This is a genomic window from Streptomyces sp. TLI_053 (assembly GCF_900105395.1).
GTDB lineage: Bacteria > Actinomycetota > Actinomycetes > Streptomycetales > Streptomycetaceae > Kitasatospora.
Window position 1 is genome coordinate 6775073 of the sequence record NZ_LT629775.1, and the last position, 16616, is coordinate 6791688.

Genomic DNA, 16616 nt, shown 5'->3' on the forward strand with positions numbered 1-16616 from the left:
CCCGCGCTCCGGTGTGGTGTTGCGTCGGCGCCCGGCCTCAGGCGGTGCGGGCCTCGCGGCGGTAGCCGCCCGGGGCGAGGCCGAACTCCCGTTTGAAGGCCTTGGCGAAGGCGTACTCCGAGCCGTAGCCGGTCTTCGCGGCGACGGCGGTGAGCGGGGCCTCGGACTCGCGCAGCAGCCGGGCCGCCGTGGTCATCCGCCAGCGGGTCAGGTACGCCATCGGCGGCTCGCCGACCAGGGCGGTGAAGCGGCGGGCGAAGGCCGCCCGGGAGAGGCCGGCCCTGGTGGCCAGCGACTCCACCGTCCACGGCGTGGACGGCGCCTCGTGGATCGCGGTGAGCGCCGGTGCCACCGCCGCGTCGCCGAGCGCCGCCGCCCAGCCGGCCGCGGTGGCGGGCGGCTGCTCCTCGAACCAGGCCCGCAGGATGTACAGCAGCAGCGAGTCGATCAGCGCCGGCACGATGCCGGCCGAACCGATCCGCGGGTTCTCCAGTTCGGCGCCGAGGAGCTGGACCGCGGCGCTCAGTTCGGGGTGGCGGCCGTGCCGGGTCTGCAGGTGGACGATCTCCGGCAGTTGCCGCACCAGCGGGTGCGGGCGCGCCTGGTCGAGGTGGTAGTTGCCGCACAGCAGGCTGGTGCGCGGCCCGTCCCCGCCGACGGTGACGGTGCCGATCGGCAGGCTCGGCCGGAACTGCGAGGGCTGCTCGGGGAGCGCCGGGGTGTCCGGCCGGTCGGCGAGGACGTGGCCCCGGCCGTCCCGCAGGAAGACCACGTCCCCCGGGCTGAGCGCGATCGGCCCGGCCGTGTCGTCCTCCAGCGGCACCAGCCAGCAAGTGCCGTAGAGGACGACGTGGAACCCGGCGCCGGCGACCGGGGGCAGCCGCAGTCCCCACGGGGCCCGGCCCTCCGTGCGGACGGAGGCGGGCTGCCCCGTCCGCATCGAACCCAGTGCCTCGGTCAGGATGTCCATGCCGCCTCCCCCGGTCGGTACGTTCTCCACCGGAACCCTACGGCTCAGGCGACGGTGAGGACGATCTTGCCCTGGGTGCGGCCGGTGGCGATCAGCTCGTGCGCCTTGCCGGCCTCCTCCAGCGGGAAGGTCTCGGCGATGTGCGGCCGGATCCGGCCCTCCTCGACCAGCCGGGCGATCGCCTCCAGCGAGGCGTAGTCCGGCTCCACCGAGACACCGGCGAACCGCCGTCCGGCGGCCTCGACCTCGGCGGCCAGCGCGGTGTTCCAGTGCTCCATGATCGAGACCAGCACGCCGCCCTCGCGCAGCACCTCCAGCGAGGCGGTGCCCTGCGAGGAGGAGTCGAGCACCACGTCCACCTGGCCGACCGCCGCCAGGAAGCCCTCGGTGCGGTAGTCGATCACCTCGTCCGCGCCCAGGCCGCGCACGAAGTCGTGCTTCGGCTCGCTCGCCAGGGCGATCACGTACGCGCCGCGGGCCTTGGCGATCTGGACGGCGAGGTGACCGACGCCGCCGGCCGCACGGTGGATCAGCACCCGCTGCCCCTCGGACAGGCCCGCCGCGTCCACCAGGCCCTGCCAGGCGGTGAGCGCGGCCAGCGGCAGCGCGGCGGCCTCGACGTGGTTCAGCGCGGCGGGCTTGCGGGCCACCTGGCGGGACGGCACCGCGACGTACTCGGCGTAGCCGGTGGCGGCCCGGGGGAAGAACGGCAGGCCGAACACCTCGTCACCGGCCTTGAACCGGGCTCCCGGACCGGCCACCTCGACGACGCCGGAGATGTCCCAGCCGACGCCGAAGGGCGGCTCGCCGAGCAGCGGGTAGGCGCCCGAACGGACCGCCACGTCCACCGGGTTGACGCCGCTGGCGTGGACGCGGACGAGCACCTCGCCGCCGCGCGGGACGGGCCGGTCGGTCTCGACGACCTCCAGGACCTCGGGGCCGCCGACGGACTTCTGGACAACTGCGCGCACGGGACTGCTCCTTCTCGGGACGGTGCACCGCTCTCGGTGACGTGATCAACGGTAGGCAGGCCCGGCGCGCGGCTGAATATCCTGCGGTCTCGGGAAGATGTCCCAGCGTCTCGCCGGCCGGTCGTCCCGGCGTTCCGCCCGCCGGACGTCCTGACGTCCCGCTGGCCGGTCGTCCCGGCGTTCCCCCCGCCGGTCGGCCGACCGCGGTGGACCCTCCCGCGGCGGGAGGGTCCACCATGGCGGCGTGCGCGAACAGGACGAACTCCTCACCATCGGGCGCTTCGCCCGGCTCTGCCGGCTGAGCGTCAAACAGCTCCGCCACTACGACGACAGCGGGCTGCTGCCGCCGACCCGGGTCGACCCCGTCACCGGCTACCGCTACTACGCCGCCGACCGGGCCCGCGACGCCCTGACCGTCGCCCTGCTGCGTGAACTCGACGTGCCGCTCGCGGTGATCGCCGCGACCCTGGCCGCCGACGGGGCGGACCGGGCGCGGTTGCTGCGCGCCGAACGCGACCGGGTCGCCGAACGGATCACCCGGGACCGGGCCCGGCTGGAACTGCTGGAACGGCTCGCGGACGGCGGCGGGCTGCCCGGCTACCAGGTCGCCGACGACCGGGAGCCGGAACGGCGGCTGGCCGTCGTCCGGGCCGTGGCCGGGCCGGCCGGGCTGGGCGAGCGGGTCGGCGAGTGCGTCGGCAGGCTGCTGGCACAACTGGACGGGGTGCCGTGGCGGCCGCCGCTGTGGGGGCTGTTCCCGCTGGACCTCGGGGAGGGGATGCGGATCGCGGTGGGGGCCGAGGTGCCGCCGCTCCCGGTCGCTCCGGAGGTGCCGCCGACGCCTGAGCGGACGGTCCTGCCGGGCGGTCCGGCCCTGTCGGTCGTGCACCACGGTCCGTACACCCGGCTTCCGCTGGCCTACCACGCGTTGCTGGCGGCGGTGCACGAGCGCGGACTGCGGCCGGTGCCGCCGGTCCGCGAGGCGTACCTGGTCGGTCCGGGCGAGGCCGCGGCGGAGGAGTGGACGACCAGGGTGGTCGTCCGGGTCGAGGAGAGGGCGGAGAACGGGACGTGGGGGAGCGGATCATGACGGAACCGGACCGGGCCGCGGACCGGGGCGTGGGCGGCGGCGCACACTGCGAGACGACGACGCTGGGCGTGCTGCTGCGGCACGAGGGCATCGAGCTGTCGGAGCCGATGCTGTTCGGGCTCGGTGCCGGGCTGTCGTTCGTCTACTGGGACGGCAAGGGGCTGGACTTCCCCTTCCTCGGCGGCCGGACCAAGCCGTTCGGGCCGACCCGGGCCGTGGCCGCCCGGCTCGGCCTGGAGCTGGACGTCCGGGAGACCGGCTCGGCCCGCCGGGCCTGGCAGAACGCGGCCGACGGGCTCGCCGCCGGCCGCCCGGTCGGGCTCCAGCTCGACAGCTACCACCTGGAGTACTTCAGCTCGAAGGTGCACTTCGGCGGCCACACGGTCGCGTTGGTCGGCCACGACGCGCACGACGCCCACCTGGTGGACACCGCGCAGCAGGGCGGCGCCGTCCGCACCAGCCTGGCCTCGCTCGCGGCGGCGCGCGCCGAACGCGGCCCGATGACCGCCCGCAACCGCTCCTTCACCCTCGCCCGGCGCGGCGAACTCCCCGAACCGCGCGAGCTGCTGGCACCGGCGCTGGCCGACTGCGCGGAGGCGTTCCTGCACCCGCCGATCGCCAACCTCGGCCACCGCGGGATCGCCAGGGCCGCCGCCCTGGTGCCGGGCTGGCTGACCCGCGCCACCGATCCCGGCCGCCAACTGCCGCAGGCCGCCCGGATGATGGAGCTGGCGGGCACCGGTGGCGCACTGTTCCGCAACCTGTACCGGGACTTCCTCGGCGAGTGCGCCGAGCTGCTCGACGACGCCCGGGTGCGGGCCGCCCGCGACCGCTACGCCGAGGCGGCGGCCGGCTGGACGGAGGTGGCCGCCCTGGTCGCCGCGGCGGGGGAGAGCGGGGACGCGGCGCATCTGGCCCGGGCCGGCGCGCTGCTGGCGGAGCTGGCCCGGATCGAGCGGGAGGCCATGACGGGGCTGCTCGCGCCGTAGGGCACCGGCCCGGGGCCGGTGCGCGGGCCGTGGCGGCTCACAGGTCGCCGATGCGGACGAGAGGGGCGCCGGACCGCCGGCAGCGCCACCAGGCCCGCTCGGCGTCGTCCGGGTCCGCGGCCGGAACCAGCAGGTGGACGTGGCCGGGGCAGGTCGGCCACTGGAGGAACTCGTAGCCGGTGACGTGGTCCTGCACCTGCTCGGCGACGAGCGCGGTGAGCGGCCCGGGCGGCAGGTAGGGGTCCACTTCGAGGGTGTAGCACAGGCCCCGGGCGCTGCCGAGGCCGAGCAGAAACCCGGACCAGGGTTCCTCGGAGAGCTCCCAGCGGACGCCGTCCGGCAGTCGGGCGCCGGCGGGCAGCTGCCGCAGGTCCCGTCCGACGCGCGCGCAGGGGACGTGGAACTCGGCCGGCACGTCGGCCGGGGGCGGGGCGTCCAGGAGCCAGGAGGCGATGGTCCGCATACCGGCCAGGTTACCGGCGGGCGAGAGGGCGGGCGGGCGAGCGAGCGAGCGGGCAGGCGGGCGGGGGAGGGGGCGGAGGAGGGGAACAGCCCCCGGGGTACGGGCCCCGGGGGCTGTTCGGTCGTGCGGGCCGGGCTGCCGGCCCCGGGCCGGGTCGGTCAGAAGACCGGGCTGCCGGCCCGGACCAGGCGCCAGGACTCGGCGGCGAAGTCGGCCGGGTCGATGACGCCCTTCTCCTTCACCCAGGCGATCATCGCGTTGCGGATCTCGTCCGAGTTGGCCCACACCTTCTGGGCGGCCGCGACGTGCGGGAAGTTGCCGCCGCCGTTGGCGCGGTAGTTGTTCACCGCGAGGACGAACTGGGCGGTGGGGTCGATCGGACGGCCCTCGAAGGCGAGGCCGACGATCCGCGAGCCGACCGGCTGGGCGATGTCGATGTCGTACGAAACGCCGTACACCGAGTCGTAGTTGTAGTCCGGGGTGTTCTGGGCGTTGGTCAGGGTGGCCTTGTCGACCGGCGCGCCCGGGGCGAGCTGGTTGTAGTACTTGGCCGAGAACTCCAGGTAGTCCTTGATCTGGGCGCCCGTCAGGATGCGGGCCTCCAGGGTGTTCTCGTAGATGTACAGACCGGCCGCGTCGCGCAGCTTGACCTGGCCGGCCGGGATGACGGCGCTGCGGTTGAACGGCGCGGCCTGGGCGAGCACCGGCAGCTTGGCGTACTGGCCGCCGGCCAGCGCGGCGCGCACCACGTCGGCCTGGACCCGGCCGATGAGGTCGATGATCGGGGTGTCCCTGAACGGCGCCTCGGCGATGGACAGCTCGGTCCTGGCGGTGCCGATGACCTGGTTGACGTACTCGACGACCTTCTTGTGCTGCTCGGTCATCAGGCCGACGATCTCCGGGTCCTCCGGTACGGTGTTGGAGTTCAGCACCCGGGAGGAGAGCGAGACGACCTTCCACGCGCCGCCGTCGAGCTCGACCTCGAAGTCGAAGCAGGTCAGCCGCTGGCCCCAGCACAGCGGCTCGGACAGCACGACGGTCTTCCCGGTCTCCTTGTTGACGACCAGGCGCTGCGGGATCTCCTTGTGGGCGTGGCCCACCAGGACGGCGTCGATGCCGGGCACCTGCTCGGCCAGCGCGACCGAGACGTTCTCCCCCCAGGGCAGCTGGTCGCCGTAGGAGGTGGCCTCGTCCATGCCGGAGTGGCAGGCGACCACGACGACGTCCGCGCCGGCGGCCCTGACCTTCGGAACCCAGACCCTCGCCGTCTCGACGATGCCCGGGAACGTCATCTTCCCGGCGACGTTCGCCTTGTCCCAGATCGCGATGCCCGGGTTGGTCAGGCCGACGATGCCGACCTTGAGGGCCGGGCCGCCGCCCAGCTTGACCTTGCGGATCACGTAGGGCGGGAAGGCCGGCTTGTCGTTGCGGGCGTTCAGCGCGTTGGCGCCGAGCAGCGGGAAGTCCAGCTGCTCCTCGTAGGCGCGCAGGGTGTCGATGCCGTAATTGAACTCGTGGTTGCCGAGCGCGGCGGCGGTGTACTCCATGGTGTTCATGGCGAGCGCCATCGGGTGCTCGGGCGCGGTGTCGGCCTCGGTGGCGATCGGCTCGATCCGGGCGTAGTAGTAGGTCAGCTGGGTGCCCTGGATGGTGTCACCGGCGTCGATGAGCAGGCAGCGGTCCCAGCCCTTCTCCTCGCGGACCTGCTTGGCCAGCGTGGAGATCTTGGCGAGGCCGACCTCGTTGTGTGCCTTGTCGGCGTAGACGGCGTCGGTGAAGTAGTCCCAGTTGAGCACCCGGCCGTGGAGGTCGGTGGTGCCCATGACGGTGAAGGCCTGGCGCTTGGTCCGGCCCTTGGCGCGGGCCTCGTCCGGTCCGGCCGCGGCCGCCGGGCCGGCGGCGGCGAGGGCGCCGCCGCTCACGAGGGCGGCTCCTGCGGCGGTGGCGGCGGACCGGGTGACGAAGTCACGGCGGTTCAGGGGCATGGACGACTCTCCCGGTGGGGACGGCGGCAACGGACCGTCAACGACAGCCGGGAGCACCGCCGGTGTCGGCGGGGCAGGCGCGTTGACGCGCGTAGAAGTACGCGCGCAGCAGTCTGCCGTGCGCTCCCCTCCGGCGGATAGCCCCCGGACCTTTCCAACAGGTGAGATCTTGGCGACTCGTTCGTGACCCGGGCGGGCGGGTACGGTACCCGCCCGCCCCGGTCACGGCACAGCCCCGCCGCAGGTCCGGCGCGGCCCCGCCGCGCTGCCGCGGCGGCTCCGCTAGATGTAGCCCTCGCGCACCGCGTGGGCCACCGCGTGCGCCCGGTTGCGCAGTTGCAGCCGCGTCGTCAGACCGTGCAGCACGTTCTTCACGGTCCGCTCGGAGTACGACAGCCGGGCCGCGATCTCCCCGGTGTCCCAGCCCTCGGCGACCAGCCGCAGCACGTCCGACTCACGCTCCGACAGACCCGTCGGCGCCTGGCCCGGCATGCCCTGGACGGACCGCTGCAGCCGCCCCACCTGGGCGATCAGGCGTCCCTGGAGATCGGCCGGCAGATCGCCGTCACCCCGGGCGGCGGCGAGCACCGCCCGGCCGAGCCGCTCCGGCGTCGCCTCCCGCCGCCACAGGATCGCCGCCACCCCGCACTCGACGGCCTCCATCAGCTCGGTCTCGCGCAGCCGCTCGACCACCAGCACCACCCGCTGCCCGGCGCCGCGGACCAGCCGGCGCAGGGCCGCCGTCGCGGCCGCGTCGGCGGACTCGGCGACCAGCACGGTGACCGTGCCCGGACCCGCGGAACCGCTCGGGTCGACCACCGCCACCCCGGGGAAACGGCGCAGCTGCGCCTCGGCCCCCGCACGGGACAGCGGATCGGCGGCCTGGACGGCGACCGGCACCGTCGAACTGCGGGCGCCCGCCGCGACCGCCGCCCGCCCGGCCCCGGCCGCACCCCGCACGGCCACGACGGCCTGGGGGTGGACGGGCGCCGCGGCGCTGCCGACGGCATGGGTGTTCGTGGTGACCGAGCGGGACGCCGACGGGCGCTGCGGCGGGACCGCACGGGTGGCGGACGCCGACCCGGACAACCCCGCCGCCGTACCCCGGCGGTCGTACTCGGTGTGCAGAACAGTCAAATCTGGCCCCCTCCTGGAGAAGCCGGCCCGGCCACCCGGCGGACCCCGAACGTCAGGGCGTGGCGCCCCACCCGGGCTGGCCGACCGTTGTCGACGGCGATCCGGCAGCGCTGCCCGTGCCCCGGAATCAACCACCATGCTTCCCGCCCGGGCAGGCCCCCGGCCATCGTGGTCCACCACGAGATCGGGCCCGCCGACCGGTCCCCGCCGATCGGGGGGAGGCAACGCTTTCCGACCCCCAGGTGGTCTGGAACATGGGAGAGGTGCATCGAAGAGGCCGCCGGACACCGCAAAACCGACAAATCGGGAGGCCGTGGCGGTCCGGCCGGGAAACCGGCCCCCGGGGCGGAAACCTGACTCGCCAGTAACACGTGGTTAGGACGTCAAGCCGTTTACCCGGTAGAACGACAGGGTGTGCCCGTTCGGACACCGACGAAGACCCGGGAAGGGCAAAGAGGAGCACCTGAATGAGCACCGCCACGTCCACCCGCCTCGTGGACCGCGAACCGCAGCTGCGGCTGATCACCGACCGGGCCGCCGACGCCCGCCGCGGCACCGGCCACGTCCTGCTGCTCACCGGCGCCGTCGGCACCGGCCGCACCGCACTCCTCGCCGAGGCCGCACGCAGGGCCGCCGCCGACGGCACCACCGTGCTCCGGGCCCGCTGCTCCGCCGAGGAGACCACCACCCCCTACGCGGCCGCCCGCCAGCTCTTCGACACCGGCCCGACCCCCGCCGGCCCCTACGCCCACACCGCCTGGACCCCCCGCACAGCGTCCACCGCCCCCACCGAGACGCCCGCCGACGGCACCGGACCCGACACCGCCGAATCCACCCTCTGGTCCCTCCTCCGACTGCACGGCACCCACCACCCGCTGCTCCTCGCGATCGACGACATCCACCTCGCCGACGAACCCTCCCGCCGCTGGCTGCGCCAGGTCGCCCGTCGCATCGACCGCCTGCCCGCCCTGCTGATCGCCACCGAACCCCGACAGGCCACCCTCACCGGCCGGACCGACCGCTTCGCCCGCGACCTGCCGCCCGAACTCGCCACCACCCTGCGCCTCGCCCCGCTCGGCACCCCGGCGGCCGTCCAGCTCGCCGGACAGCGGCTCGGACCCGGCACACCCCCCACCCTCGCCGCCGACTGCGCCCGCGCCACCGGCGGCAACCCGCTGCTGCTCACCGCACTGCTCGCCGACCTCGCGGCGACCGACGACAGGCACGACAGGCACGACAAGCACGACAGGAACGACAAGCACGACAGCCCGCACGGGAACCCGGCCGACACCGCCCCACCCGCCGCAACGCTCCCCCCGACCCTCCCCGAGCAGTGCGGCGCCCTCCCCGGCGGCGCCTTCGCCGAAGCCGTCGAAACCTGGCTGCACGGCGCCGGCGAACACGCCGTCACCGCCGCCCGCGTCCTCGCCCGGATGCGCGAACACCCCGCCGCCGACACCACCCCCACCCCCGGCACCCCGCCCCTGGACCCCGTCCCCCTGCTCGCCCACCTCGCCGCCGCCGACCCCGGCCGCCTCACCGGCTGGCTCGCCGACCTCACCGCCCACCACCACCTCGACACCCCCGACACCGGCCACTGGCCCCGCTTCGCCCACCCCCTGCTCGCCGACGCCGTCCTCACCGGCCACGCCCCCGGACACCGCGCCGACGTCCACCTCGCCGCCGCCGAGCACCTCCACCACGCCGGCGCCCCCGACGAACTCGTCGCCGGCCACCTCCTGCTCACCCCCGCCCCCGCCCCCCACTGGGCCCCCGACACCCTGCGCCGCGCCGCCCGCGCCGCCGCCGACACCGACCGCCCCGCCGACGCCGTCGCCCTGCTGCGCCGCGTCCTCGCCGAACCCCTCAGCGACCGCCGCCGCGGACTGCTGCTCTCCGAACTCGGCAGCCTCGAAGTCACCCTCGGCCCCGCCGAACGCACCGTCGGACTGCGCCACCTCGCCGAAGCCGTCCACCTCCAGCAGACCGACGAAGGCGTCTTCCGCGCCGCCGGCACCCTCGGCGCCGTCCTCGCCACCCGCGGCGACACCGCCGCCGCCATCGAACTCATGGACGAACTGGCCCACCGGTTCGCCGACCAGGACGACGTCCTGCACGCCGTCCAGGCCGCCACCGCCCAGATCGCCGCCCACGACGGCCGCAGCTGGCTCCAGGTCGTCGAAGGACTCCAACGCCTCGCCACCCGCACCCCGCACCGCCTCGCACCGCCCGCCTACGCGCTGCTCACCGAATTCGACGCCACCAGCGGCCTGCTCGCCGCCACCGAGGTCGCCGAACGCGTCCACGAACTCGAAGCCTCCCCCGTCGACCCGCTCTGCCGCTCCTACCTGCTGATCTCCCTCGCCACCCTCTCCCAGTGGGCCGACCTGCTCGACGAGGCCGACGAACTGGCCGTCCGCGGCCTCTCCCACTTCCGCGGCGGCCCCCTCGACCCCGGCTACCAGTGCCTGCTCAGCGTCCGCGCCGAGGCCAGGATCATGCGCGGCGAGTACCAGGCCCTGCTGGAGGACTACGCCCTCACCGCCCCCGGCTCCTCCGCCGGCCCCACGACCACCGGCCAGGCACCCGCCCGCACCACCCACCCGGCCACCCCCTGGGGCCCGCCCGGACTGCCCCGACTGCCCGCCTGGAGCGCCCCCGTCGCCCCGACCGCCCCGACGGCGCCGGTCGCCGGGACCGAGCAGACCGCCCAGACCGCGCCCGAAGCCCGCACCGCCGCCGGGGACACCACCCCCGCCCGCTACGCCGAACTCCTCGGCCAGCAGAACGCCCACCTCGTCGCCCAGGCCGTCATCGCCCTCGTCGAGACCGGCCGGCTCTGGCAGGCCCACGGCCTCGCCCGCGCCGTCGCCGCCGACCGCGCCCGCGACTCCTGGGAATGGAACGAATACCTCTACGCCCGCGGCCTGCTCCGACTCGCCTCCGGCGAACCCGCCGAAGCCCTCGCCGACCTCCTCGAATGCGGCCGCCGCCAGGGCGAACGCCAGGTCCACAGCCCCATCGTCACCCCCTGGCGCTCCGCCGCCGCCGAATGCCACCTCCAACTCGGCGCCCCCGGCCCGGCCGTCACCCTCGCCGAGGAAGAACTCCGCCTCGCCCGGATCTGGGGCACCCCGCGCACCGTCGGCCGCGCCCTGCGCGCCCTCGCCGCAGCCACCGGCGGACGGCACGGCCTCGACCTCGCCACCGAAGCCGTCCAACTGCTGCGCACCGCCGAGATCGACACCGAACTCGTCCCCGCCCTCATCACCTACGGCCGACTGCTCGGCGACGGCGGCCGGCGCGGCGCCGCCCGGCGGGCCCTGCGCGAGGCCGCCGGACGCGCCGAACGCCTCGGCGCCGTCCGGCAGCGCTCCGCCGCACTGGAGGCGCTGCGGGCCTCCGGCGCACGCGTCGGCCGCGGCGACCACGCCGGGGCGGAGGCACTCACCGACAGCGAACTGCGGATCTGCCGGCTCGCCGCCGCCGGGCACTCCAACGCCGAGATCGCCGCCATGCTCCACCTCGCGGTACGGACGGTGGAGACCCACCTCACCAACAGCTTCCGCAAACTGGGGGTGCGGCGGCGGCTCGAACTCCCCGGCGCGCTGGAAGCCTGACGGGACCGACGGGCGGGCGTGCGTGCGGACGGGCGTGCGGACGGACGGACGGGCGGACGGACGGGCGTGCGTGCGGACGGACGGGCAGGCGGGCGGGGAACGCGAACGGCCCCGGTCCACGGGGGACCGGGGCCGTACAACCGCTGCCCCGACGCCGTCAGGCCGCCGGCACCAGGGCCGCCATCTCGTCCACCGCCCGCGCCAACTCGGCCGCCGGGTCGGCCCCGTCCACCGCCCACGGCTGCCACGTCAACGCCCGCAGATAACCGTCCACCGCCAGCGGCAGCCGCCGCCGCACGATCGGCTCCGTGGTCGGCCCCGGACCGGCGCTGCGCAGCCGCTCCAGCAACCCCGGCACGTTCGCCGACGGCGGCAACGGCGCCGAACCCACGAACGCCGCCAACTCCTCCAACTGGGGCCAGAGCACCGACGGGACCGGAGGCCGCGAGGACGCCTCCGCCGCCGGGCGCGCGGCCCGCGCGGCCACGGGAGCCAACGGCCGAGTACGGCGCGCCGTACCCAACGGGAACTCCCGCTCGGCCGGCACAGGCCCCGACACCCCGGAACCCACCGACCCGGACACACTCCCCCCGCTCGACGGATCGTCCGGCGGGTCGTCCGGAGAAGTCGGCGGCTTCGGCGGCCCCGAAGGCCCCGGCGGGTCCGGACGCGGCCACAGGGTCACCGTCGCCACGTACGGCCCCGCCACCAGCAGCGCCGACAACGCCACCGGACTCTGCAACGCGATCGACGCCACCACCCCGACCACCGCCGCCCCGCTCGCCACATAGTGCCGGGCAGAGGTCAGATACACCCACACCCGCCCACCGGCCCCGTCGGGACCGCCCCCGCCACCGCTACTGGTAGCCACGAATCTCCTCGAACGCCCCGTCCAGCGAACCCGTCCCGTCGAACAACTTCCCACCGGTCAGATCCGCGATCCCCTGCAACTGCTCCTTCGCGGCATCACCGAACAGGATCGGGAACACCGGCGTCGCCTTCTGCACCGACGACAACCCCCCGTAGAACGTCCGGAAATCCTTGTCCGACGCCCCCTCGTTGCTCTCCCCGTCCGTCATCAGCACGATCGACGTGAACCGGTCGTCCCCCGCCGCCGACTGCTGCCGCTGGATCACCCGGTACGCCTCCTGCAACGACGAGTACACCGCCGTCCCACCGTCCGCCGACAACGCCTGCACATCCCCGTTGATCGACGCCAACTCCTGCTGCGCCCCCACCCCGCTCGGCACCGAGTGCGTCTTCGTCGACTTCACCTTCGAGGCGAAGGAGATCAACGTGACCTCCTCACGGTCCCGGAACCGCCGCACCCCCCGAGTGTCGTCCGCACCCGTCAACCGGCCCATCGCCGACTTCAGCGAACTCAGCCGCTGCCCGGCCATCGAACCCGACGTGTCCAGCACGTACACCGTGCGCGAAGGCCGACGCAGCTCGTTCTGGTACGAGGACAACAACCCGTCCGCCACCGCCCGGGTACCGGGGAACGGCAGCTCGTGCCGCCGGTCCGTCGGCAACCCCGCCGCCGGAGCCACCCCCGCCGTCACCGGACGGCGCAGCGTCAGCTCGGAGATCCGCTTCTGCACGTCCTCCTTCAGCAGATAGGAGGTCAGCCGCTGAAAAGACTCCCGCTCCCGCTGCTGCGAAGAGCTCAGCAACGTCAACGGATAGTTGCCCGAGACCACACCGTCGACCGGACGGACCACGGTGAGCTGCTGATCGGCCGCCAGCGTCTTGTTCAGCGACAACAGCACCGACTCGTAGTTCACCAGCGCGCCGATCGAACCCCGCTCCGCCCGGCCGTACGCCTGCGCCAGCCAGCCCGAAGAGCCGGACGTCAGCCTCTGGCCGGCGAAGAACTGCTTCAGCTGCGGCGTCGCCTTCTGCACATCGGCCTCGGTCAGCGCCGAACTCGCGCCGGAGAACGCCGAGGCCACCGACACCAGCGCAGAGAAACCCGAATTGGACCGCGACGGGTCCGCCATGCCGTACGACAGCTTGCCGCCGACCGCGGCCTCCGCCAGATTGCCCCAGGTCACCTTCGAACCGTCACCCCAGCCCAGGTCGCCCAGCACCGCCGAACGGATACCGAAAGCCACCGGCGAGGCCATGATCGGAGTCTCCGAGAGCAACTTCGACTTGCTCCCCTCGTCCAGGTGCAGATACTGGTTCGACGGGAACCAGATCGCGTCGTACTTGCCGTCCGTCCGACCCGCGGACACCGCGTCCGCACCGTCCAGCGAACCCGTCCAGGCGAACTGCACCGTCACCCCGGTGGCCTTCTGCGCCTCCTCCAGCACCGGCGCCATGTCCTGCAGTTCACTGCCCGCCAGCACCCGCAGCACCCCCGGCTGCGCGCTCGGCGCGGGCGCGTCGCTCGGCCCGGGCTTCGGCGGCGGCGCCGGCGACGACGTGCACGCCGCCACCGAGGTCGCCACCAGCAGCGCCAGCCCGGCCATCAGGCCCCGCACACCACTCCTGCGCATCGTGCCCGCTCCCGTTCCCATGTCCCCCGTCACCCGTTCTTGGTCGCGTTGACCAGGCTCGTCATGACCTCCGGCGTCGGCACCGTGGCCTGCGAGATCTTGGCGTCCCGCAGGTCGGGCGCGAACGCGAACAACGGCTTCGGCCCGCCCGGCTGTGCGCTCTGGACCCGGGCGGCGAACTCCGCCGCGCCCGCCGCGTCGGCCGGCCGGAAGCCGTACCGGAGCTCCTGCTCGCGCAGCGCCGGGTCGGTGGCCAGCGCGTCGGCGAGCAGCTTGCCCTTGTCGTTCAGGGCCACGATCGTGTGGTCGGACACCACGGTGGTGTCCGGGTAGAACATCACCATGTCCGGCGGGGCCTTCTGCTTCAGGACCAGTTCGAGCACCTGGGACTCGTACGCCAGGACCAGCGGGCGGCCGTTGCCGGACACGAAGTCCATGAACGGTTCCTCGGTGGAGTTCTTCATGACCCCCTGCGGGGTGATGACCGCGCGCAGCTTCGTGCCGATCGGCGCCGTCACCCCTCCGGGCTCCGTGATCACCTGCCCGCCGTTCAGCAGGTAGGACACCATGGCGAGATACAGGGCGCCCGAGGAGGACGTCTCCGGGTTGGTGGTGGTCAGGAAGATGGATCCGACGAGGTCGCCGGGCTTCTTCTCCGCGGGCGGCTTCGGGAGCTGCTGCCAGGTCCGCTTCTCGTCGATGCCCCGGAGGAACTCCTGCATCGAGAACTTGCAGACGTTGCTCTTCTCGTCGCAGGAGGCCAGGTTGTTCTCCTTCAGCACCTCGGCGGTGTCCTGGCGGGTGACGATCACCAGCGGCGAGTAGAACGGCCGGGTCGGGGTGCTCTTCAGCTGGTGGTCCGCCTTGATCGCCTCGGCGGGCTGCTGGCTCGCCGGGAAGACGAAGTCCAGGTTGTCGTTCTTGAGATCGCCCATCTGCCAGGAGCCCGCGCTCTGGGTGTTCACCACCAGGCCGCGGGCCTTCAGCGCATCCTTGACCTTCTGGTCCCCGAAGAACGCGCCCTTCTCCGAGCCGACCATGCCGGTGAGGGTGACGACCTTGCCCGGCCCGGGAGTGGGATCGTCCTTCGATCTGTTCAGGACCGCGACGACCAGACCCCCGAGTACCAGAAGTGCCGTCAGTACTCCGATCACGCGCTTCATTCCGGAAGCTTCCCCCCTCGTCACAACGTTCATGGCCCACCCGGGTGACGAGCGTCCCGCCGGGCCGGGAGCGGGGGCGTAAGTCCCGGTGAACCAGGGGTGAACAGCCCTTCACGGAATCGCATCGGGGATCGAGCGGGGGCGGACCGCCGGGAACCTCTCGCACTTCGGTCCGACGTCGTGTCAGATTGTTCAACTCTCCTTACGGCAACGGCCATCCGGTTGTCCGGACCGGCATCGACGTTACGCGCCGGTAATGCCTACTCTCAGCACTATGCGCCGAGCAAAAATCGTCTGTACCCTCGGGCCAGCCACCGACACCTACGACCAGATCAAGTCCCTGGTCGACGCCGGGATGGACATCGCCCGATTCAACCTGAGCCACGGCTCCCACATCGAGCACGAGGAGCGGTACCGCCGGGTCCGCAAGGCCGCCGACGAGAGCGGCCGCAGTATCGGCGTGCTCGCCGACCTTCAAGGCCCGAAGATCCGCCTCGGAACCTTCGCCGAGGGCCCCGTACTTCTCGAACGCGGCGACGAGTTCACCATCTCCACCGACAAAGACGTCGACGGGGACCAGAACGGCTGCGGCACCACCTACCCCGGCCTCGCGGAAGACGTCACCGCCGGTGAACGGATCCTCGTCGACGACGGCCGGGTCACCCTCGAGGTCGTCGAGGTCGACGGCCCCCGGGTCCGCTGCCTCGTCGTCGAGGGCGGCCTCGTCTCCGACCACAAGGGCCTCAACCTCCCCGGGATCGCCGTCTCGGTGCCCGCGCTCAGCGACAAGGACGTCGCCGACCTGCGCTGGGCCCTGCGGACCGGGGCCGACCTGATCGCGCTCTCCTTCGTCCGCAGCGGCCGCGACGTCGAGGACGTCCACCGGGTCATGGACGAGGAAGGGCGCCGGGTCCCCGTCATCGCCAAGATCGAGAAGCCGCAGGCGGTGCAGAACCTCGACTCCATCGTCGACCGCTTCGACGGCATCATGGTCGCCCGCGGCGACCTCGGCGTCGAGATGCCGCTCGAAGTCGTGCCCATGGTGCAGAAGCGGGCGGTCAAGCTCGCCCGCCGGAACGCCAAGCCGGTCATCGTCGCCACCCAGATGCTCGACTCGATGATCAACTCCTCGCGCCCCACCCGCGCCGAGGCCTCCGACGTCGCCAACGCCGTCCTCGACGGCACCGACGCGGTGATGCTCTCCGGCGAGACCTCCGTCGGCAAATACCCCTCCGAGACGGTCCGCACCATGGCCCGGATCATCGAGGCCGCCGAACAGGACGTGCTCGCCGAGGGCCTGCCCGTCCTCACCCCGAGCAACAAACCCCGCACCCAGGGCGGCGCCGTCGCCCGGGCCGCCGCCGAGATCGGCGACTTCCTGCACGCCAAGTACCTGATCGCCTTCACCCAGTCCGGCGACACCGCCCGCCGGCTGACCCGCTACCGCTCACCGATCCCGGTCCTGGCCTTCACCTACGAACCCGCCGTCCGCAGCCAACTGGCACTCACCTGGGGCGTGGAGACCTTCCTCGGCCCGTTCGCGCCCACCACCGACGAGATGGTCGAACAGGTCGACGCCGCGCTGCTCTCCCTGGGCCGCTGCGAGAAGGGCGACATCGTCGTCATCACCGCCGGCTCCCCGCCCGGCCTGGCCGGCTCCACCAACCTCGTCCGGGTCCACCACGTGGGTGCCCTGGACAACTGACGCGGTCCGGTGCGGCTCCGCC

13 protein-coding genes are annotated in these 16616 nt (G+C 73.6%); 5 read left to right on the plus strand and 8 right to left on the minus strand.

The features are described from left to right. Positions 1 to 37: 37 nt before the first annotated feature. Positions 38 to 970: an AraC family transcriptional regulator gene (locus BLU95_RS28180; RefSeq protein WP_093862434.1), complete on the minus strand. Its 933-nt coding sequence runs from the start codon at positions 968 to 970 to the stop codon at positions 38 to 40. Between the two features lie 44 nt (positions 971 to 1014). Beyond that, positions 1015 to 1941 (minus strand): NADP-dependent oxidoreductase, encoded by a 927-nt coding sequence (locus tag BLU95_RS28185; RefSeq protein ID WP_093862435.1) that lies wholly within the window; start codon positions 1939 to 1941, stop codon positions 1015 to 1017. Positions 1942 to 2185: 244 nt separating this feature from the next. On the opposite strand from BLU95_RS28185, the gene BLU95_RS28190 reads away from it, so the two are divergent. Then, complete coding sequence (locus tag BLU95_RS28190) at positions 2186 to 3031, plus strand: MerR family transcriptional regulator (protein WP_093862436.1); 846 nt, start codon at positions 2186 to 2188, stop codon at positions 3029 to 3031. Continuing rightward, the gene (locus tag BLU95_RS28195) at positions 3028 to 4020 is read left to right on the plus strand and encodes a BtrH N-terminal domain-containing protein (protein ID WP_093865186.1); all 993 of its coding nucleotides are present in this window, start codon (positions 3028 to 3030) and stop codon (positions 4018 to 4020) included. Before BLU95_RS28190 ends, BLU95_RS28195 begins: the two co-directional genes overlap by 4 nt. 37 nt (positions 4021 to 4057) lie before the next feature. On the opposite strand, the gene BLU95_RS28200 is transcribed toward BLU95_RS28195, so the two are convergent. The 3 genes from BLU95_RS28200 to BLU95_RS28210 form a co-directional block, all read right to left on the minus strand. Then, positions 4058 to 4483 (minus strand): hypothetical protein, encoded by a 426-nt coding sequence (locus BLU95_RS28200; RefSeq protein WP_093862437.1) that lies wholly within the window; start codon positions 4481 to 4483, stop codon positions 4058 to 4060. Positions 4484 to 4641: 158 nt separating this feature from the next. Beyond that, entirely contained in the window at positions 4642 to 6468 is a 1827-nt protein-coding gene (locus BLU95_RS28205; protein ID WP_093862438.1) for a bifunctional metallophosphatase/5'-nucleotidase, read from the minus strand. 282 nt (positions 6469 to 6750) lie between these two features. Next, on the minus strand, positions 6751 to 7428 hold the full coding sequence (locus BLU95_RS28210) for a helix-turn-helix transcriptional regulator (protein ID WP_231978866.1): 678 nt from the start codon (positions 7426 to 7428) through the stop codon (positions 6751 to 6753). 644 nt (positions 7429 to 8072) lie between these two features. Between BLU95_RS28210 and BLU95_RS28215 the strand changes: the two genes are divergently transcribed. Continuing rightward, positions 8073 to 11225 (plus strand): helix-turn-helix transcriptional regulator, encoded by a 3153-nt coding sequence (locus BLU95_RS28215; protein ID WP_093862440.1) that lies wholly within the window; start codon positions 8073 to 8075, stop codon positions 11223 to 11225. 157 nt (positions 11226 to 11382) lie between these two features. Here BLU95_RS28215 and BLU95_RS28220 read toward each other — a convergent pair whose 3' ends face one another. Then, complete coding sequence (locus BLU95_RS28220; protein ID WP_159425019.1) at positions 11383 to 11523, minus strand: hypothetical protein; 141 nt, start codon at positions 11521 to 11523, stop codon at positions 11383 to 11385. Between the two features lie 10 nt (positions 11524 to 11533). Here BLU95_RS28220 and BLU95_RS28225 point away from each other — a divergent pair, with 10 nt between their 5' ends. Then, positions 11534 to 12016 (plus strand): hypothetical protein, encoded by a 483-nt coding sequence (locus tag BLU95_RS28225; protein WP_093862442.1) that lies wholly within the window; start codon positions 11534 to 11536, stop codon positions 12014 to 12016. Positions 12017 to 12082: 66 nt separating this feature from the next. Here BLU95_RS28225 and BLU95_RS28230 read toward each other — a convergent pair whose 3' ends face one another. Both BLU95_RS28230 and BLU95_RS28235 read right to left on the minus strand, forming a co-directional pair. Then, positions 12083 to 13726, minus strand: a complete 1644-nt coding sequence (locus BLU95_RS28230) for a VWA domain-containing protein (protein WP_400742172.1) — start codon at positions 13724 to 13726, stop codon at positions 12083 to 12085. Positions 13727 to 13755: 29 nt separating this feature from the next. Then, positions 13756 to 14889, minus strand: coding sequence for a substrate-binding domain-containing protein (locus BLU95_RS28235; RefSeq protein WP_159425020.1), 1134 nt, complete (start codon positions 14887 to 14889; stop codon positions 13756 to 13758). A gap of 274 nt (positions 14890 to 15163) precedes the next feature. Here BLU95_RS28235 and pyk point away from each other — a divergent pair, with 274 nt between their 5' ends. Continuing rightward, positions 15164 to 16594 carry a pyruvate kinase gene (gene pyk / locus BLU95_RS28240; RefSeq protein ID WP_093862444.1) on the plus strand — a complete coding sequence of 477 codons (1431 nt, stop codon included), beginning with the start codon at positions 15164 to 15166 and terminating at the stop codon, positions 16592 to 16594. Positions 16595 to 16616: the final 22 nt, after the last annotated feature.